This window comes from Nonomuraea sp. KM88 (genome assembly GCF_052245635.1).
Classification (GTDB): Bacteria; Actinomycetota; Actinomycetes; order Streptosporangiales; family Streptosporangiaceae; genus Nonomuraea.
The window spans coordinates 183,637-200,535 of record NZ_JBQQCC010000017.1; the positions used below are offsets into that span (position 1 = coordinate 183,637).

The 16,899-nt window shown below is 70.1% G+C and carries 21 protein-coding genes; 4 read left to right on the forward strand and 17 right to left on the reverse strand.

The window, feature by feature from the left end; all coding sequences use genetic code 11:
- Positions 1-3: 3 nt before the first annotated feature.
- The 5 genes from ACTWPV_RS38585 to rph all read right to left on the reverse strand — a co-directional run bounded on the left by ACTWPV_RS38585 (position 4) and on the right by rph (position 4,496).
- Positions 4-273: a hypothetical protein gene (locus tag ACTWPV_RS38585; RefSeq protein WP_347649819.1), complete on the reverse strand. Its 270-nt coding sequence runs from the start codon at positions 271-273 to the stop codon at positions 4-6.
- The gene (locus tag ACTWPV_RS38590; protein WP_443155567.1) at positions 270-1,301 is read right to left on the reverse strand and encodes a toxin glutamine deamidase domain-containing protein; all 1,032 of its coding nucleotides are present in this window, start codon (positions 1,299-1,301) and stop codon (positions 270-272) included. The genes ACTWPV_RS38585 and ACTWPV_RS38590 overlap by 4 nt, the downstream gene beginning before the upstream one ends.
- Before the next feature lie 84 nt (positions 1,302-1,385).
- Positions 1,386-3,143 (reverse strand): molybdopterin-dependent oxidoreductase, encoded by a 1,758-nt coding sequence (locus ACTWPV_RS38595; protein WP_443155568.1) that lies wholly within the window; start codon positions 3,141-3,143, stop codon positions 1,386-1,388.
- Between the two features lie 46 nt (positions 3,144-3,189).
- The gene (gene rdgB, locus ACTWPV_RS38600; protein ID WP_347649816.1) at positions 3,190-3,780 is read right to left on the reverse strand and encodes an RdgB/HAM1 family non-canonical purine NTP pyrophosphatase; all 591 of its coding nucleotides are present in this window, start codon (positions 3,778-3,780) and stop codon (positions 3,190-3,192) included.
- The gene (rph, locus tag ACTWPV_RS38605; protein ID WP_443155590.1) at positions 3,777-4,496 is read right to left on the reverse strand and encodes a ribonuclease PH; all 720 of its coding nucleotides are present in this window, start codon (positions 4,494-4,496) and stop codon (positions 3,777-3,779) included. The genes rdgB and rph overlap by 4 nt, the downstream gene beginning before the upstream one ends.
- Positions 4,497-4,564: 68 nt before the next feature.
- Between rph and ACTWPV_RS38610 the strand changes: the two genes are divergently transcribed.
- Positions 4,565-5,803: an MFS transporter gene (locus tag ACTWPV_RS38610; RefSeq protein ID WP_443155569.1), complete on the forward strand. Its 1,239-nt coding sequence runs from the start codon at positions 4,565-4,567 to the stop codon at positions 5,801-5,803.
- Here ACTWPV_RS38610 and ACTWPV_RS38615 read toward each other — a convergent pair.
- From ACTWPV_RS38615 to ACTWPV_RS38625, 3 genes are all read right to left on the reverse strand, one after another.
- Positions 5,788-6,540 carry an MBL fold metallo-hydrolase gene (locus ACTWPV_RS38615; protein WP_347649814.1) on the reverse strand — a complete coding sequence of 251 codons (753 nt, stop codon included), beginning with the start codon at positions 6,538-6,540 and terminating at the stop codon, positions 5,788-5,790. The genes ACTWPV_RS38610 and ACTWPV_RS38615 overlap by 16 nt on opposite strands.
- Positions 6,537-7,478, reverse strand: a complete 942-nt coding sequence (gene murI / locus ACTWPV_RS38620; RefSeq protein WP_443155570.1) for a glutamate racemase — start codon at positions 7,476-7,478, stop codon at positions 6,537-6,539. Before murI ends, ACTWPV_RS38615 begins: the two co-directional genes overlap by 4 nt.
- A gap of 123 nt (positions 7,479-7,601) precedes the next feature.
- A complete protein-coding gene (locus ACTWPV_RS38625) occupies positions 7,602-8,393 on the reverse strand; it encodes a thioesterase family protein (RefSeq protein ID WP_347649812.1) in 792 nt (263 codons plus the stop codon).
- A 277-nt stretch (positions 8,394-8,670) separates the two neighbouring features.
- Between ACTWPV_RS38625 and ACTWPV_RS38630 the strand changes: the two genes are divergently transcribed.
- Complete coding sequence (locus tag ACTWPV_RS38630) at positions 8,671-10,428, forward strand: DUF3352 domain-containing protein (protein ID WP_443155571.1); 1,758 nt, start codon at positions 8,671-8,673, stop codon at positions 10,426-10,428.
- A gap of 117 nt (positions 10,429-10,545) precedes the next feature.
- Here ACTWPV_RS38630 and ACTWPV_RS38635 read toward each other — a convergent pair whose 3' ends face one another.
- The 5 genes from ACTWPV_RS38635 to clpS form a co-directional block, all read right to left on the reverse strand.
- Positions 10,546-11,493 (reverse strand): PLP-dependent cysteine synthase family protein, encoded by a 948-nt coding sequence (locus ACTWPV_RS38635; RefSeq protein ID WP_347649810.1) that lies wholly within the window; start codon positions 11,491-11,493, stop codon positions 10,546-10,548.
- A gap of 1 nt (position 11,494) precedes the next feature.
- Positions 11,495-11,767, reverse strand: coding sequence for a MoaD/ThiS family protein (locus ACTWPV_RS38640; RefSeq protein ID WP_347621821.1), 273 nt, complete (start codon positions 11,765-11,767; stop codon positions 11,495-11,497).
- 216 nt (positions 11,768-11,983) lie between these two features.
- A complete protein-coding gene (locus ACTWPV_RS38645) occupies positions 11,984-12,385 on the reverse strand; it encodes a Mov34/MPN/PAD-1 family protein (protein WP_132594099.1) in 402 nt (133 codons plus the stop codon).
- A gap of 10 nt (positions 12,386-12,395) precedes the next feature.
- A complete protein-coding gene (locus tag ACTWPV_RS38650; RefSeq protein WP_347649809.1) occupies positions 12,396-12,920 on the reverse strand; it encodes a DUF2017 domain-containing protein in 525 nt (174 codons plus the stop codon).
- A 10-nt stretch (positions 12,921-12,930) separates the two neighbouring features.
- Positions 12,931-13,224, reverse strand: coding sequence for an ATP-dependent Clp protease adapter ClpS (gene clpS / locus ACTWPV_RS38655; RefSeq protein ID WP_132330654.1), 294 nt, complete (start codon positions 13,222-13,224; stop codon positions 12,931-12,933).
- A gap of 46 nt (positions 13,225-13,270) precedes the next feature.
- Between clpS and ACTWPV_RS38660 the strand changes: the two genes are divergently transcribed.
- Both ACTWPV_RS38660 and ACTWPV_RS38665 read left to right on the forward strand, forming a co-directional pair.
- Complete coding sequence (locus ACTWPV_RS38660; RefSeq protein ID WP_443155572.1) at positions 13,271-14,554, forward strand: nicotinate phosphoribosyltransferase; 1,284 nt, start codon at positions 13,271-13,273, stop codon at positions 14,552-14,554.
- A 15-nt stretch (positions 14,555-14,569) separates the two neighbouring features.
- Positions 14,570-15,139: an isochorismatase family protein gene (locus tag ACTWPV_RS38665; RefSeq protein ID WP_443155573.1), complete on the forward strand. Its 570-nt coding sequence runs from the start codon at positions 14,570-14,572 to the stop codon at positions 15,137-15,139.
- A 10-nt stretch (positions 15,140-15,149) separates the two neighbouring features.
- Here the strand turns inward: ACTWPV_RS38665 and ACTWPV_RS38670 are convergent, their stop codons facing one another.
- From ACTWPV_RS38670 to ACTWPV_RS38685, 4 genes are all read right to left on the reverse strand, one after another.
- Positions 15,150-15,572 carry a type II toxin-antitoxin system VapC family toxin gene (locus tag ACTWPV_RS38670; RefSeq protein WP_347649806.1) on the reverse strand — a complete coding sequence of 141 codons (423 nt, stop codon included), beginning with the start codon at positions 15,570-15,572 and terminating at the stop codon, positions 15,150-15,152.
- Entirely contained in the window at positions 15,572-15,817 is a 246-nt protein-coding gene (locus ACTWPV_RS38675; protein WP_443155574.1) for a CopG family transcriptional regulator, read from the reverse strand. The genes ACTWPV_RS38670 and ACTWPV_RS38675 overlap by 1 nt, the downstream gene beginning before the upstream one ends.
- 144 nt (positions 15,818-15,961) lie before the next feature.
- Positions 15,962-16,333 carry an STAS domain-containing protein gene (locus ACTWPV_RS38680; protein ID WP_443155575.1) on the reverse strand — a complete coding sequence of 124 codons (372 nt, stop codon included), beginning with the start codon at positions 16,331-16,333 and terminating at the stop codon, positions 15,962-15,964.
- A 185-nt stretch (positions 16,334-16,518) separates the two neighbouring features.
- Complete coding sequence (locus ACTWPV_RS38685) at positions 16,519-16,743, reverse strand: hypothetical protein (RefSeq protein ID WP_443155576.1); 225 nt, start codon at positions 16,741-16,743, stop codon at positions 16,519-16,521.
- Between the last annotated feature and the right edge of the window lie 156 nt (positions 16,744-16,899).

Consider the following 16,899-nt stretch of genomic DNA (forward strand, 5'->3'; position numbering starts at 1 on the left):
GTCTCAGCGGGGTCTGCGGCCGGGCCACAGCTCGGCCACCGTCTCCGGGTCGAGGAGCGGCCGGGCCACCACCTCGCCCGTGGCCCGGTCGATCACGATGCACCCGCCTCCCACGGCGTCCGGCAGCCTGGCCGGGTCGTCGGGGTCGAGATCCCGCACCCAGGCGACGTAACCCGCGTCGAACGCGTACACCCCCACCGGCACCGCCTCATCGAGCGGGAGCACGCCGTTGAAATACTCCTCCGCCAGCGACCTGGCCTGGTCCAGGTTCATCGCGGCCGCCCCTGCCGGTCGAGCATCAGGCAGAACACCCCGGTCACCGTCGTGTACGGCGGCTCGACGGACATGTGCCCCCGCTGCGCGTCGATCCAGATCACCTCGCCGTCGGCGTTGACCGCGTTCCAGGCGTGGGAGCCGCCGCCGGGCCAGCGCACCACGATGACGGCGCTCGCGCCGTGCCCGGCGTCGAGCAACCGCCGCGCGATCAGCGGGTAGGCGTGCCGCCCCTGCCCCGCGTACTGCAGGCGATGGCCCGCCCACCGCTCGATCCTGGCCGTGCTTCCCCGCTCGCCGGTCAGCACCGGCCGGCCGATCCTGTCGTACTCGGGCAGCCGGGGCGCGGCGGTCGCGGGCTCGCCGTGCCAGGTGGACAGCACGGCGAGCGCGCAGTCGGCGGCGTTGGAGGCCCGGAACGGGTCGTCGGCGGGCCCGCCGCCGTTGATCAGCCGCACCCAGGTGCCGCGCGGGTCGGGAAAGCGGGCGCCGGGCTGCAGCGACTCGGCGAGGTCCCGCTCGACCTGCGGGTCCGGCCTGGCCAGCCCGCCCGGCACACCGTACGGCCGGCAGTCGGCGAGCCTGGGCGGCCGCCGCGGCAGATCGAACCAGTCGAGCTCCACCGGCTCCAGGGGCTCAGCGGATGCGTCGAGGTCCCCGGGCTCCCCGAACTCTCCGAGCTCACCGAGGACCTCGGGCTTCCCCGACTCTCCGAGCTCCCCGGACTCCCTGGACTGCGCGGGCTGCACGGGCTCCCCGGGCTCGTCGAGTTGCGCGGGCTCCCCCGGATCCGTGGTGGTGGGGCCTGGTGGTTCGTGCTCCGAGGTGGCCGGGTGCGCGGGGGCGGAGCCGCCGTCAGGGGGCGCTGCACCGGCCTCGGCGGCCCGCTCGTAGTCGAGCCACCGCACCCCTTCGGCCACCACAGGGTCGTAACGCCCCTCTGGAAGGACCCACCGGACACTCGGCTTGCGCTCGCGGAACACGGCCTGCCTCCTGTCATGCTCGACGACCGATCGTAGAGGCGTCACCACGGCAGGGAGGTGCAGTCAGGCAGATTGACCGCCAGAGTTCCCCCTCTCTACCTGGGCAAACAGCGCAAACCACGACAAGGATCAGACGACGTTCACCGTGAGCGTGTGCCAGCCCGTCGCGCCGTCCGGCGCCACCGGGGCGAAGTCGTCGGTCTGGGTGTAGCCGGACGCGTCCGTCGCGCGCACCTCGATGCGGTGCTCGCCCGGCCTGGCGTCCCAGTCGATCGACCACTGCCGCCAGGTGTCCGGCCCGGGCACCTCGGCCAGCTTCGCCTGCCTCCACTGCCCGCCGTCGAACCGCACCTCCACGGCGTCCACCCCCGTGTGCTGCGCCCACGCCACCCCGGCGACCGTGTTCCGCCCCGGCTTCAGCGTGTCCGCGGCCTTGGGCACGTCGATGCGCGACTGCGTCTTGATCGGGCCCTTGGCCGCCCATCCGCGGGGCGTCCAGTACGCCTGGTCCCTGTCGAACCGGGTCACCTTGATGTCCACGACCCACTTGGTGGCCGAGACGTACCCGTACAGGCCCGGCACCACCTGGCGCACCGGGAAACCGTGGTCGACGGGGAGCACCTCGCCGTTCATCGCGACCGCGAAGAGCGCGTCGCGCCCGTCCATCACCACGTCCACCGGGGTGCCGCAGGTGAAGCCGTCCGCGGAGGTGGACAGGAGCATGTCGGCGCCGGACCGGAGCCCGGCCTGGCGCAGCACCTCGGCCATGCGCACGCCCAGCCACCGGGCGTTGCCGGCCAGCGGGCCGCCGACCTCGTTGGAGACGCAGGTGAGCGTGACGTCCGCCTCGGTGAGCGGCATCCTCAGCAGGTCCGCGTAGGTGATCTCGACGGGCCGGTCGACCATGCCGTGGATGCGCAGCGTCCAGTCGCCAGGATCGACCTGGGGGACGACGAGCGCGGTGTCGACCCGGTAGAAGTCCTTGTTGGGCGTGATGAACGGCGACAGCCCGCCGATGCGCAGGTCCGCGCCGGCCGGGATCGGCCTGGCCGGGGTCGCGGGCCTGGGCAGCGCCACCCCCGCCCGCGCGGTGTCGACCATCTGCCGCCCTCCGAGGGTCTGCCCGAGCAGGTAGGCGGCCCCGGCGGCCACCGCGCCGCCCGCCGCGCCGGTCAGCAACCGGCGGCGGTCGAACGCCGGCGGCTCCCCCGCGACCCACATGACGGCGGGCCGCTCCACGGCACCCCCGCCACCGCTCGCGGAGCCGCTCGCGGAGCCGCTCGCCGGACCGCTTCCGGCGCCACCCGACGTGCCGCTCGACGTGCCGCTCGACGGGCCGGTCGACGGGCCACTCCCCGGGCCGGCTTCGCCTCCGGTCGGGGCGCCGACCTTCGCGGGTTGCAGGGGCGGCCGCGCGTCGATCCCGTGGAAGGGGTCGCCGTCGCCGGTCGCCCGGCGTACGAGCCAGGCCAGAGCACAGCCGCCCGCGCCCACGCCGGCCAGGGTCGGAAGCACGTCCAGCACCCCCGCCTCCGGCCGGGTCAGCACCGCCAGCAGCCCCACCGCACCGAACACGGCCAGCCCCGCGAAGCCGTAGGAGAGCCGGCGCAGGGCCAGCATCCCGATGAGCGGCGCGACCCCGAAGAGCACCACCACCAGCACGCCGCCGACGAGAACGGCCTTGTCGCTCTCGCCGAACGTCCTGATCGCGAATTCCTTGACCGGCGCCGGCGTCAGATCGACCGTCGCATCGCCCACGGCGAGCACGGGAGACGTCTCAGGACCGACGAACGCGGCCACGAGCTGCGCGATCCCGAGAGCCACGCCCCCGGCGACCAGCCCCAGCAAGGCCCTGGCCCAGGCGGGCACCACCGATTTCCTCTGCACGTCTCGACGGTACGCCGCCCCGTGCCCGGCGGTTCTTACACGGTGGTTACGAGCCGAGCAGCTCGCGCACGATCGGGGTCAGCGCGCGGAAGGCCCGGCCCCGGTGGCTGATCGCGTCCTTCTCGCCGGGCGACATCTCAGCGGTCGTGCGGTCCTCACCGTCGGGCACCAGGATCGGGTCGTAGCCGAACCCGTTGCTGCCGCGCGGCGTGGTGACGAGCCGCCCCGGCAGGACGCCCTCGACCACCCGCGACTCCCCCGACGGCAGAGCCAGCGCGGCGGCGCAGGCGAAGTGGGCGGTCAGCCGGTCGGCGGGCACGTCGGACAGCTGGGCCAGCAGCAGGTCGAGGTTGGCCCGGTCGTCGCCGTGCCGGCCCGACCAACGAGCGGAGAACACGCCCGGCATGCCGTTGAGCACATCGACGCAGAGCCCCGAGTCGTCGGCGACCGCGGGCAGCCCGGAGCCCTGGGCGACGGCATGCGCCTTGAGCAGGGCGTTCTCCTCGAAGGTGACGCCGGTCTCGGCGACCTCGCCGATCTGGGGGAACGCCTCCAGCCCGACGATCTCGAAACCGGCCAGGATGCGGCGCAGCTCCGCGATCTTGCCGGCGTTGCGGGTGGCCAGCACGATCTTCATGACTCCAGCGCCTCCTGCTGGATGAGCGTGAGCTCCTCGCAGCCCGCCACGGCCAGGTCGAGCAGCTGGTCGAGCGCCGCGCGGTCGAACGGCGCGCCCTCGGCCGTTCCCTGCACCTCGACGAAGCTGCCCTCGCCGGTCATCACGACGTTCATGTCGGTCTCGGCGGCGACGTCTTCGGTGTAGCAGAGGTCGAGCATCGGCACCGATCCGACCACGCCGACGGAGACGGCCGCGACGGAGCCGATCAGCGGGTCGCCCGGGCACATCTTGCGCCCGCGCATCCACGACACCGCGTCGGCCAGCGCGACGTAGGCACCGGTGATGGCGGCTGTGCGGGTGCCGCCGTCGGCCTGCAGCACGTCACAGTCGAGCAGAATGGAGTTTTCCCCCAACGCTTTGTAATCGACGCACGCGCGTAGCGAACGGCCGATCAACCGCGATATCTCGTGGGTCCTGCCACCGATTTTTCCCCGAACTGATTCACGATCGTTACGAGTATTGGTCGCACGGGGCAACATGGCATATTCGGCCGTAACCCACCCCTGCCCGCTGCCGCGGCGCCAGCGGGGCACGCTGTCCTGGACGGAGGCCGCGCACAACACCCTGGTGCCGCCGAATTCGACGAGCACAGATCCTTCGGCATGGGTGAGCCATTGCCTCGTGATGGTTATGGGACGTAGCTGGTCAGGGTTGCGGCCATCCTGTCGCGACATGCAGATCACCCTATCTCCGCGACACGACGCTCTTGACCAAATGTGTCCGACACATGGATCCTTACGCAATGACAACGGGGGTGTTGCGAAACCCTGACTTCCTACGGTTCCTCGGTTCTCACGTCGCCAACGAACTCGGCGCGAATATCTCGCGGGTGGCGCTACCGCTGGTTGCCGTGCTGGCATTACACGCCGGCCCCACCGAGGTCGGCGTGCTGTCGGCGTTGCAGACAACGGCGTTCCTTCTGATCGGCCTGCCCGCGGGGGTGTGGGTCGACCGGATGCGCAGGCGCCGCGTGCTCATGGCCTCCGATCTGGCCAGGTTCCTGCTGCTGGGCAGCATTCCCGTCGCGGCCGAGCTGGGGTTCCTGACGATCGAGATGATGTTCCTGGTGGCGCTGCTGGTCGGCGCGGCCCAGGTCTTCAACGACGTGGCCGACCGCACGTACCTGCCCGATCTGATCAGCACCGCGCAGCTCGGCGACGCCAACTCCAAGCTGGAGGTCGTGCGCTCCAGCGGGTCGCTGTCGGGCCCGGCCCTCGGCGGCGCGCTCGTGCAGCTGCTGGGGGCGTCCCGCACGCTGGTCGCCACCGCGCTCGGCGCGCTCGCCTCGGTGCTCCTCCTGAGCCGGATCAAGGCGCCGGACAGGCCGCCCGCCGTCACCGAGCCCACGCCGCTGATGCGCGGCATCCGCGAGGGCCTCGCGTACGTCTGGGACGACCGGCTGATGCGCACGTTCGTGATCACGTCGGCGGCCATGAACCTCTTCGTGAGCGCGGTCCTCGGCCAGTCGGTGTTGTTCCTGGCCGACGAGGTCATGCTCGCGCCCGGCCTCATCGGCGTGCTGCTCATGTCGGGCGGCATCGGCGGCCTGATGGGCGGCCTCAGCGGCGGCTGGCTGTCCAGGAGGTACGGCACCGCGCGGATGACCTGGCTGGCCGTCACCATCGGCTCGCCCTTCGGCCTGCTGTTGCCGATGACGCAGCCCGACTGGCGGGCGGTGTTCTTCGCGATCACGTCGATCGGCCTGTCGTGGAGCTCGGTCCTGCTGAACGTCGGCCAGGTCACCTACCGGCAGACCGTGACCCCCGAGCACGTCCTCGGCCGGGTCAACGCGTCGGTGCGGTTCATGACCTGGGGCATGATGCCGCTGGGCGCGCTGCTCGGCGGCCTCGTGGCCCAGCAGATCGGCGTGCGGCAGGCCCTGTGGGTGTTCATGGGGGGCAGGCTGCTGGCGTTCCTGCCGTTGCTGTTCTCGCCGCTGCCGCGCATGCGCGACTTCGGCGAGGTTCAGGCCAGGTCGTAGACGGCGCCGCTGCGGGCCAGCTCGAGCGGGCCGCCGTAGCCGCCTTCGGAAGCCTCCCTCAGCACGGTCGCCTGGTCGTTCCACGGGACGAGGTGGGTGAGCACGAGCCGGCCGACATCGGCCTTGGCGGCGTGCTCGGCCGCCTGCCGGCCGGTCAGGTGCAGGCCGGGCGGCAGCCCCGGCCGCTCGACGAACGACGCCTCGCACAGCAGCAGGTCGGCGCCAGCGGCCAGCTTCACCAGCTCGCCCGACTCGCCGGTGTCGCCGGAGTAGGCCACGGACCTGCCCCCACCGCTCACCCGGAAGCCGTACGCCTCGACCGGGTGGTTGACCAGGCCCGCGGTCAGGGTGAACGGCCCGATCTCGAACGTTCCAGGCTCCAGCGGCACGAAGTCGAAGGCTGTCTCGAGGCCGGGCTCGTCCGGCATGCCGTACGCGGCCGCCAGCCGGCGCGGCGCGTCCGCGGGCGCGTAGATCGGCACGATGGGGTACGGCGCGGCCGGCCCGTACGTGCGGACCACGTGGTAGCCGCAGACGTCGAGACAGTGGTCGGCGTGCAGATGGGTCAGGCAGATGGCGTCCACGTCGTACAGGCCGATGTGGCGCTGGAGCGCGCCGAGCGAGCCGCTGCCGAAGTCGAGCAACATCCTGAACCCGTCCGCCTCGATCAGGTAGCAGGACGCGGGACTGTCGGGGCCGGGATAGCTTCCCGAGCAGCCGACGATGGTCACCTTCATGTGGGCTCCTTCCCAGTACGACGCTCCGCGTCGCGGCTCGGCCCCTCGATCCCGGCGTCTTCCCTAGGCACGCCGGCGGCTGCGCTCCCGCAGCTGCGAAGGCCGGCCACGGATGCGGCCGAGTGGCCGTTCGAGGTGGTACCCCCCCGCGGTGCGACTTCGACCGCGTCGATCTCCGGCCCCAGGAAGCGCTGCCCGAGCCGGGCGAAGAGCAGGGAGTCGCCGGTGGCGCGGAAGCGGTGCCGGGGGGTGGCCTCGCCTCCCGCCGCCAGGCCGCGGTCGTGCAGGATCCGGTAGACGTCCTTGGCCGTCTCCTCGGCGCTGGAGACCAGCGTGACCCCGTCGCCGGCGACGTAGGAGATCGCACCGGTGAGCAGCGGGTAGTGGGTGCAGCCGAGAATGAGGGTGTCGCACCCCGCGGCCCTGATGGGCTCCAGGTAGTCGCGCACGACCTCGATGAGCTCGTCGCTCATCGTCTCCCCTCGCTCGACGTACTCCACCAGGCGCGGGGCGGCCACGCCGGTGAGCTGCACGTCGGGGGCCGCGGTGAAGGCGTCGTGATAGGCCATCGAGTCGATGGTGGCCCTCGTGGCGATCACGCCGACCCTGCCGGTGCGGGTGGCGCGCACGGCCCTCCTGGTGGCCGGCTGGATCACCTCGACGACCGGGACGTCATAGCGCTCGCGTGCGTCGCGCAGCACGGCGGCGCTGGCGCTGTTGCACGCGATGACGAGCATCTTGACGTCGTGCTCGACGAGGTGGTCCATGACCTCCAGGGCGTAGGCGCGGACCTCCGCGATGCTCTTCGGCCCGTACGGCTGGCGGGCCGTGTCGGCCACGTACGTGATCGACTCGTAGGGCAGCTGGTCGATGATCGCGCGGGCGACCGTCAGGCCGCCGACCCCGCTGTCGAAGATCCCAATACTCGCGTCCGGCACGCCTTCGAGGGTAGGCGACCTGCCCGATCAACTCTGCGTAAGAATGCTCACAGTCGCGCGCCGCGCTCGCTCATGTGGGAAACATGGTCGTGATGTGGTGGCGCCTTGGTCGCGGCCACACGCTCATCCCCTGCCGACGCGGGCCAGCTGGCGCGACTGGGCCACGAGCCGGCCGGTCGAGTCGCGCACCTCCGCCTCCTCGTCGAACCAGCCGTCGGAGACGAGCCGGCCGCCGCAGAGCACGGTGAGCCAGCCTGGCGCGGGCAGGGCGCGCAGGTGCAGGGTGAGGTCCACGGTGGGCGCCCAGCCGCGCGCGCCTGCGGAGAACACCACGGGCGGCAGCGCGTCCACGGCCAGGGCCAGCACGTACGGGTCGGGGTCCTGCGGCTCGGCCATCCTGAAGTAGGCCCGCGACTCGGGCCTGCCGCTGGGCTCGCCCTTCAGCCAGGCGACCGTGGGCGGGTCGAAGAGCACCTCCATCTGGGCGTTCAGCATCATGCCCGACTCAGGCTTGGGGTCGGGGAGCGCGACGCAGTCGTCGATGCTCGGCATGGCGCAGGCCGGTTCGCCGGCGTAGACGGGCTCGGCGCCGTGCAGGGTGGCCGTCGTGATCGAACTCGCGATCTGCGCGACGCCGTCCTGCACGAGCGTGGCCCTGGCGAATGCAGCCGTCCTGCCCGCTTTGAGCGGCTCTATCTTGACCTGGGCGGGACCGGGGACCGGCGCTTTGAGGAACTGCGCGCTCGTGGTCACGGGGTGGTCGAACGGCGAGGCCTCCACGGCCGCACGCATGATCACGGCCAGCAGGTAGCCGCCGTTGAGCGGGCCGCCGATCCCGTATCCGGGGTCGAGGCACACGTCGTAGGTGTTGTCGTCGACCCTGATCGCCTGCGTCGCCTCGTCGAACTTCGTCATCCGCACCCACCTCGTATGGAACTTAGTTCTAGTGCTTCCACACTCTAGCGGCGTGACGGGGAGACTTACCGCTACGGAAGGGGTTCAACCGGGCACGAAGTCGTACTTCAGCGCATTGCAAGCGGCGGTCTACCAACATCAGCTACCTTCGCTGTGGTCATTAGTCCACTTTGTGAGTTGAGTGATGTCTGTGAATAATCCCCCCTCTGGCCAGGACCCTGACCGGACCACGGCATACAACTGGAACCAGGGGCAGCAGCCGGTGAACCCCCCGACGATGCCGATGTCATCGGGTGAGCCGTACCCACCGCAGCAGCCTTACGGCCAGCAGGCCCAGGGGGGCTATGGCCAGCAGCAGCCCCAGCAGGGATGGCAGCAGCAGGGGTACGGGCAGCAGCCGCAGCAACCCCAGCAGCAGTGGCAGCAGGAGCAGAGCTGGCAACAGCAGCAACCCCAGCAGCAGTGGCAGCAGGAGCAGAGCTGGCAACAGCAGCAACCCCAGCAGGGGTGGCAGCAGGAGCAGGGCTGGCAGCAGCAGAACCAGCACGCGCAGGGCGGCTGGCAGCAGCAGGGCCCCGAAGGCTTCGGTCCCGCCGAGCCGGCCAAGAAGGGCCCCAAGGCCTGGATCATCGCCGTCGCCGCCGCGCTCGCGGTGGTGCTGCTCGGCGGCGGCGCCGTGTGGGCCGTGGGCGCCATCGGCGGTGGCGGCACCCAGCCGCACGAGGTGCTGCCCGCCAACAGCATCGCCTACGCCAGGCTCGACCTCGACCCGGCGGCCAACCAGAAGGTGGCGCTGTTCGAGCTGGCCAGGAAGTTCACCGTCACCAAGGACACCTTCTCCGGCGAGGACCCGCGCAAGGCGCTGTTCGACACGATCACCAAGGACGGCGACTCCAAGGTCGACTTCGCCAAGGACGTCGACCCGTGGCTGGGCAGCAGGATCGGCTTCGCCGCCGTCCCGTCCGGCAATGACGAGCCCGACCTCGCCGTGGCCGTCCAAATCACGGACGAGGAGCTGGCGAAGGCCGGCATCGCCAAGCTGATGGAGGGCGACGAGTACGGCATCGCCTTCCGCGAGGACTACGCGATCATCACGGAAAAGCCGGAACTCGCCGCCAAGTACGCGCAGGCCGAAGGCAGCCTGGGCGACAACGCCGACTTCAACGACGACCTGGCCGCGCTCGGCGAGCAGGGTGTGTTGTCGTTCTGGACCCACATCGGCGGCCTCGCCGAGGCGACCGAGAAGAACATGACCCCCGAGCAGAAGGCGAGCCTCGAGCAGGTCAAGAACGCCAGGTTCGCCGGCGCGCTCCGCTTCGACAGCGCCTACGTCGAGCTGGCGGGCGTCGTCAACGGCGCCAAGGGCATGGCCCCCGAGGGCGAGTTGGCCCCGGCCAACCTGGGCGTCCTGCCCGCGAGCACGGCCGGCGCCCTGTCGATCTCCGGCCTCGACCAGGTCTTCACCAAGAACTGGGCCAACATCGAAAAGCAGGCCCTGGCCCTCGGCGCCACCCAGGCCCAGCAGATGCTCGCCCAGGCCAAAACCCGCCTGGGGCTGGACCTTCCGGGCGACCTCGCGACGCTCGTCGGCAAGAACTTCACGTTCGCGGTCGACAGCGAGGGCCTGAGCAACAACCAGTTCAAGGCCGGCGCGCGCATCGCCACCGACCCGGCCAAGGCACAGGCCATCCTGGACAAGGTCCAGCGGGCGATGGCCACCGGCGCGCAGGGCGCTCCGCAGCTCGCCAAGGTCGCCGGCGACGGCGTCTTCACCGTGGCGACGACGGACGACTACGCCAAGAAGCTGGCCGAGACGGGCACGCTGGCCGACTCGGAGACGTTCCAGACGGCGGTCGCCAACCCGGAAGAGGCCAACATGGCGCTCTTCGTCGACCTCGACAAGATCGAGAGCCTGTACCTGAACTCCATGCAGGGCGACGACAAGGCCAACGCGCAGGTGCTCAAGGCCGTCGGCATGAGCACGTCGATGACCGACAGCTCGGCGACGTTCTCGCTGCGGGTGCTGTTCAACTAGCCGTACCGGGTGAGCGTGCGCGGCGGCTCCAGCTCCGCCGGGGCAGCCGTGCACAGGACGAGGGTGGCCGGTTCGCCGAACCGGCCACCCTCGTGCCGACCTGCGGTGCGCGAGCCGTCAGGCCCAGAGCTGGCCCTCGAGGCGGTCCTCCGCCTCCTCGAGCGTGCCTTCGTACGCGCCCGTGGACAGGTATTTCCAGCCGCCGTCGGCCACCACGAAGACGATGTCGGCGCGCTCGCCCGCCTTGACCGCCTTCCTGGCCACGCCCAGCGCCGCGTGCAGCGCCGCACCGGTCGAGACCCCGGCGAAGATGCCTTCGGAGGCCAGCAGCTCACGGGTGCGCCGCAGCGCGTCGGCCGAGCCGACCGAGAAGCGCGTGGTCAGCACGGACTCGTCGTAGAGCTCGGGGATGAAGCCCTCGTCCACGTTGCGCAGCCCGTAGACCAGCTCGCCGTAACGCGGCTCGGCGGCGACGATCTGCACGTCGGGCACCTGCTCGCGCAGGAACCGCCCGACCCCCATCAGCGTGCCCGTCGTGCCGAGCCCGGCCACGAAGTGCGTGACGGTGGGCAGGTCCGCCAGTATCTCCGGGCCCGTGGACTCATAATGGGAGCGCCAGTTGGCGGGGTTGCCGTACTGGTAGAGCATCACCCACGACGGATTCTTCGCGGCGAGTTCCTTGGCCACGCGCACGGCCTCGTTGGAGCCGCCCGCGGCGGGTGAGGAGATGATCTCGGCGCCCCACATGCGCAGCAGCTGGCGGCGCTCCTCCGAGGTGTTCTCCGGCATCACGCAGATCAGGTTGTAGCCCTTGAGCTTGGCCGACATGGCCAGCGAGATGCCGGTGTTGCCGCTGGTGGGCTCGAGAATCGTGCAGCCGGGCGTGAGCCGCCCGTCCTTCTCGGCCTCCTGGATCATCCAGAGCGCCGGACGGTCCTTGATCGACCCGGTCGGATTGCGGTCTTCGAGCTTGGCCCAGATCCGCACGTCGGAGGCGGGTGACAACCTCGGCAGCCCCACCAAAGGCGTGCGGCCGACCGAGTCGATCAACGAGTCGAAACGCATGTCACCCACCGGCGACGGCGGGAAGCACGGTCACCGTGTCGCCGTCGGACAGCGGCGTGCCCAGGCCGCCCAGGAAACGTACGTCCTCGTCGTTGAGGTAGACGTTGACGAAACGGCGCAGCGCGCCCTGGTCGACCAGGCGGTCCTTGATGCCGGGGTGGCGCGACTCGAGATTGCTGATCAGCTCGTCGAGCGTGGCGCCCTCGGCGTCGACGGCCTTGGCGCCGTCGGTGTAGTTGCGCAGGATGGTCGGAATGCGAACCTCGATGGCCATCGCGGTCAGTCTCCTCAGGTCAGTCGTCGTCCCATCGGCAGCAACGCCGACGGCAGGATGCGGATTCCGGGGAAGTTCCACCAGGAGATCGGCTCGCCGGACCGCCGTGCCCGTCAGGGCCGTGACGGCAGCCCGCGCAGCGGATCGCTCACGGACAGTCGTAGACGACGACAGCCGCGGTGTGCGCGAAGAGGAAGCTCTGCACCTGCCGGACCATCATGGGATGAACCTTACCTCTTCCTCGGTGATGACGCCTTCGAGGATGCGGTAGGAGCGGAACTCCACCTCGGTGTCGTCCTTGGTGGAGACCAGGACGTAGTGGGCGTTCGGCTCGGAGGCGTAGGACACGTCGGTGCGCGACGGGTAGGCCTCGGTGGCGGTGTGGGAGTGGTAGATCACGACGGGCTCCTCGTCGCGCTCGTCCATCTCCTTCCAGACCCTGAACTGCTCCATCGAGTCGAAGCGGTAGAAGGTCGGCGAACGCTCGGCGTTCTCCATCGGGATGAACCGCTCGGGCACGCCGCCCCGGCCCGCGATGACACCACACGCCTCGTCGGGATGATCGGCGCGAGCATGCGCGACGATCTTGTCCGCGAGTTCCTGCGAGATCGACAGCATGCCCCGGAAGTTACCAGAGGGCCCGGACCAGGCTGTCCTGCAGGTAGGTCAGCCAGTCGTAGGTGACGTAGGCCGGGTAGCGGGGGTCGTCTTCCGACATCATCGCGATCTCGTCGTGCACCTCCTCGGTCACGTCGAGCTTGACGCCGAGCGTCAGGCGCACGTCGTTGAGCGAGCGCAACCACGCCTGGGCCTGCTCGGCCGTGAGCTCGGCGTGGCCGGGCTCGGCGGTGTCGAAGACGGTCTGCGCGTCCGCCCGCTTGCCGTCGCGCAGCGTCGCCTCGGTGTAGCGGCGGAACTCGGCGGAGTCCTTCTCGTCCTCGTACGCCGACGGGAACAACCTGGCCAGCACCGGATCGGACGGCACCGCCGTGTCACCGATGCCGAGCGCCCGCTCCAGCGGGTCGTCGCTCGTCCGCCCCGGAGAGACGATGCCGAGCATCATCGACACGAGCGAGCGCAGCAGCGAGACCTCCGCGGCCTCGAAGACCGCGATCACGCCGCCGTTCCTGCCCGGCTTGAACCCCGAACTCACCCGTGCCGCCTCACTTGACCGAATCCGGCTGGACCGTCGCCCACAGGCCGTAGGAGTGGAGAATCTGCACATCGCGTTCCATCTCTTCACGCGTGCCACTGGACACGACGGCCTTGCCCTTGTGGTGGACGTCCAGCATGAGTTTCTCGGCCTTCTCCCTGGTATAGCCGAAGACCGTTTGGAAGACATAGGTCACGTAGGACATGAGGTTGACCGGGTCGTTCCAGACGATGGTCACCCAAGGCAGATCGGGTCGGACGTCCGATGACGGACGCTCAACGGCGATTGGAGCGGTGCTACCCACATCCCCGAGTCTGCCCTATCTGAGCCGTAGTCTTCGACTCGTGACAATGACCATGAGCACTGCGTTGCTCACAGATCACTATGAGCTGACGATGCTGCAGGCGGCCCTGCGAAGCGGCGCGGCGCACCGGCGCGCCGTCTTCGAGGTGTTCGCGCGACACCTGCCGGGCGGGCGGCGTTACGGGGTTGTCGCCGGGACGGGACGTGTCCTGGACGAGCTTGAACGCTTCCGCTTCGGTGACGAAGAACTCACCTACCTGCGCGAGCACCGGGTCGTCGACGAGTCCACCCTGGCGTTTCTCGCCGATTACCGGTTCTCGGGAAACATCTACGGCTATCGCGAGGGCGAACTCTACTTCCCCGCCTCCCCCATCATGATCGTGGAGGGCACCTTCGCCGAGGCCGTGCTCCTCGAGACGATCGCGCTGTCCATCCTCAACCACGACTGCGCCATCGCCTCCGCCGCCTCCCGCATGGTCAACGCCGCGGGCAAGCGCCCCCTCATCGAGATGGGCTCGCGCCGCACGCACGAAAGCGCCGCCGTGGCCTCCGCGCGGGCCGCGTACATCGCCGGGTTCGCCTCGACCTCCAACCTGATGGCCGGCCGCGTTCACGGGGTCCCCACGGCCGGCACGGCGGCGCACGCGTTCACCCTGCTGCACGACTCGGAGCGTGACGCGTTCGAGGCCCAGATCGCCTCACTCGGGCAGGAGACGACGCTGCTGGTGGACACGTACGACGTGGCCGAGGCCGTCCGCACGGCCGTCGAGCTGGCCGGGCCCAAGCTCGGAGCGGTCCGCATCGACTCCGGCGACCTGGCGGCGGCCGCGCAGGAGGTGCGCGAGCAGCTGGACGCACTCGGGGCGTTCAACACCCGCATCCTCGTCACCTCCGACCTCGACGAGTACGCCATCGCCGCCCTGGCCGCCGCCCCGGTGGACGGCTACGGCGTCGGCACCTCCCTCGTGACCGGGTCGGGCGTGCCCACGGCGGCGCTGGTGTACAAGCTGGTGGCCCGGGAGACGGCCGCGGGCAGGCTGGAGGCCGTGGCCAAGCGCTCGGTGGGCAAGCCGTCGCGCGGGGGCCGCAAGGAGGCGTACCGGCTCTTCGACGAGAGGGGCCACTGCGACACCGAGCTGATCACGACCGGCGGGCTCACCCCTGAAGGCGGCATCCCCCTGCTGCACGAGCTGGTGCGCGACGGCGAGGTCGTCGGCGGGGAGCCCCTGTCCGCCGCCCGCGAACGTCACGCCAAGGCCGTCACCACCCTCCCCCTGGACGCCCTCCACCTCGGCAGGGGCTATGCGGCGATTCCCACCGAATTCGCCTGACGTATCGTGGCCCGTATGGGCAGCGCGCTGATCATCGTCGACGTGCAGAACGACTTCTGCGAGGGCGGCAGCCTGGCCGTCACCGGCGGCTCGCAGGTGGCGGGGGCGATCACCCGTCACGTGGCCGACCACCCCTACGACCATGTGGTGGCCACCCGCGACCACCACATCTCGCCCGGCGACCACTTCTCCGACACCCCCGACTACGCCTCCACCTGGCCCGCCCACTGCGTCGCCGGCACGCCCGGCGCCGACTTCCACCAGGCCCTCGGCCTGTCGGAAGTGGACGAGGTGTTCAGCAAGGGCGCCTACGACGCGGCGTACAGCGGGTTCGAGGGCACCTCACGCGACGGGGTGCCGCTGCTGGAGTGGCTCAAGGAACGCGGGGTGCGCCAGGTCGACGTGGCGGGCATCGCCACCGACCACTGCGTACGCGCCACCGCCCTCGACGCGCTCCGCCACGGGCTGGAGGTGCGGGTGCTGCTCGACCTCACGGCGGGCGTGGCACCGGCGACCACGGAGGCGGCGCTGGCGGAGCTGAAGGCCGCCGGCGCCACCCTGCGCGGGACGCCCGTACTGGGCTGACCTGGGCCGGTCAGTTCGCGTCGGCGGGAAGCACCGTGAAGGCGTCGCCCCAGAGCGGCTTCATCGCCCGGAAGTGCCGCTGATCGAGCGTCAGCACCCTGGTTGTGGCATGCCGTCCGGCCACGAGCGCGACCGAGGCGTCCGTCAGTCCGATGGACATGCCTCGATAGCGTTCGACGATGTGCACCGCCCGCCTGACGTCAGCGGCCGTCATGGAGACCATCTCGTAGCTCCCGTCACTGACGTCGTGCAGGAACTGGAGCTCCCTGCGCTCTCCGGCGAGCTTGAGGAGCATGTAGTCCACTTCGGCGAGCACGTAGGGCGAAAGCAGCAGCGGCCCCGGATCGGACAGCAGCACCTGGCGTGCCTCCTCGTGGTGCGGTTGCTCGGGACCGATCGCGGCGAGCAGGCCGCTCGTGTCGAGGACCAGCATCAGTCGAGCCCGTCCTTCCCGAACCCCTCGGCCAGGATCTCGTCGACGCGTTCCGCCGTGAGGTTCTCCCCGCTCAGCGGGAACAGCGGGAGTTTGGGACGGGGTCGTTCGCCGACGATCTCCTCGGCGAGAGCGCGTGTGACCGCCTCGCGAATGTAGTCCCCTTCGGACATCTCGTGCGCGCGGGCCGCCTCGGCGACCCGGCTCAGGACGTCATCGGGCAGGTACAGGCTCACTTCAGGCACCTCTCCACGGTAACCCGGCACCCCTGCGGCACCGGCGATCACGAAGAGTACTCACATGGCGACGCTACGGTCATGTGAAGGTCAACACCCGCCGGAGACAACCTCATACGGCGAGGGAAGAATCTTCACCCGCGCGACAGATTTTCAGACCCGGGTCAGCCGCAGGGCGTCGTCGGTGTGGTCGAAGACCTCGAAGGCGTGCCGGAGACCGGTGATCGACAACACCCGCCCCATCACCCCCTGCACCCCTCCGAGCAGCAGCCTGGTCTCCCTGGCCTCGCAGCGCTGCAGGACCTCGACGAGCTCGTTCATGCCCATCGAGTCGCAGAACCAGACCGCGCTCAGATCCATGACCAGGAACGGCTTCGGGGGCAGTTCCCACACGCGCTGCAGGTGCTCTCTCAGCACCGGCAGCCCGTTGACGTCGAGCTCGCCTTCGAGTCTGATGATGACGGCGTTGCGAGAGAGGCCGGAAGTGACGATCAGCGTCGACCTGCCGGTGGCCTCAGACGACATGGGCGGAGCCCTTCTGCGTATCCCAAGACAGCCAATCGTGGTTGTTGCCGCTTGAGTCGAGCTTCTAACAGGAGGTCACTGCTCTGTGTCCAAACACACAGAGTCACTCAGCGTGACCGCGCCCGCGGCGGCGCGGTCGGCACGCGCGCAGCGCAGGGGGCGGTGCGCCGCGCGCGGTGACCTCCTCAGGTCGCTCCGAAGGTGATCAGGTAGGCGAGGGCGAGGACGGAGAGGACCACGAGCAGGGCGCTCGTGCCGCTGACCACCATGATCAGGCGCGTACGCTTGAGCAGCCCGCGGATCGCGGCCAGCGTCAGCGTGATCATGGTTGCCAGCATGAAGAGGGACATGTTCCGGGAATCGGATGACATGGGCGTGGCCACCGAGAGGTGGAGGACTAGTGTGGTCATGAAGGTTTCCCTGGTGCGGAGACGCGCTCTGACAAGAAATCCGGGATCGCGGGCCACCCTTCGCTGTCGTCTCAGGGGTGCCTGCGCTCGTTTTCCGCGCGGGATGCCGCTCTGGCCTGGTACGGCTCATGGGACTCGGGTCGCGATACCACCTCC

Excerpts from the sequence above, each read along its gene's own strand:
- ACTWPV_RS38585 (WP_347649819.1), bottom strand. The coding sequence starts at position 273 with ATGAACCTGGACCAGGCCAGGTCGCTGGCGGAGGAGTATTTCAACGGC.
- rdgB (WP_347649816.1), bottom strand. The coding sequence starts at position 3,780 with ATGAAGATCGTGCTGGCCACCCGCAACGCCGGCAAGATCGCGGAGCTG.
- rph (WP_443155590.1), bottom strand. The coding sequence starts at position 4,496 with ATGTCGCGACAGGATGGCCGCAACCCTGACCAGCTACGTCCCATAACC.
- ACTWPV_RS38610 (WP_443155569.1), top strand. The coding sequence starts at position 4,565 with ATGACAACGGGGGTGTTGCGAAACCCTGACTTCCTACGGTTCCTCGGT.
- ACTWPV_RS38615 (WP_347649814.1), bottom strand. The coding sequence starts at position 6,540 with ATGAAGGTGACCATCGTCGGCTGCTCGGGAAGCTATCCCGGCCCCGAC.
- ACTWPV_RS38625 (WP_347649812.1), bottom strand. The coding sequence starts at position 8,393 with ATGACGAAGTTCGACGAGGCGACGCAGGCGATCAGGGTCGACGACAAC.
- ACTWPV_RS38630 (WP_443155571.1), top strand. The coding sequence starts at position 8,671 with ATGCCGATGTCATCGGGTGAGCCGTACCCACCGCAGCAGCCTTACGGC.
- ACTWPV_RS38635 (WP_347649810.1), bottom strand. The coding sequence starts at position 11,493 with ATGCGTTTCGACTCGTTGATCGACTCGGTCGGCCGCACGCCTTTGGTG.
- ACTWPV_RS38640 (WP_347621821.1), bottom strand. The coding sequence starts at position 11,767 with ATGGCCATCGAGGTTCGCATTCCGACCATCCTGCGCAACTACACCGAC.
- ACTWPV_RS38645 (WP_132594099.1), bottom strand. The coding sequence starts at position 12,385 with ATGCTGTCGATCTCGCAGGAACTCGCGGACAAGATCGTCGCGCATGCT.
- ACTWPV_RS38660 (WP_443155572.1), top strand. The coding sequence starts at position 13,271 with ATGACCATGAGCACTGCGTTGCTCACAGATCACTATGAGCTGACGATG.
- ACTWPV_RS38665 (WP_443155573.1), top strand. The coding sequence starts at position 14,570 with ATGGGCAGCGCGCTGATCATCGTCGACGTGCAGAACGACTTCTGCGAG.
- ACTWPV_RS38670 (WP_347649806.1), bottom strand. The coding sequence starts at position 15,572 with ATGCTGGTCCTCGACACGAGCGGCCTGCTCGCCGCGATCGGTCCCGAG.
- ACTWPV_RS38680 (WP_443155575.1), bottom strand. The coding sequence starts at position 16,333 with ATGTCGTCTGAGGCCACCGGCAGGTCGACGCTGATCGTCACTTCCGGC.
- ACTWPV_RS38685 (WP_443155576.1), bottom strand. The coding sequence starts at position 16,743 with ATGACCACACTAGTCCTCCACCTCTCGGTGGCCACGCCCATGTCATCC.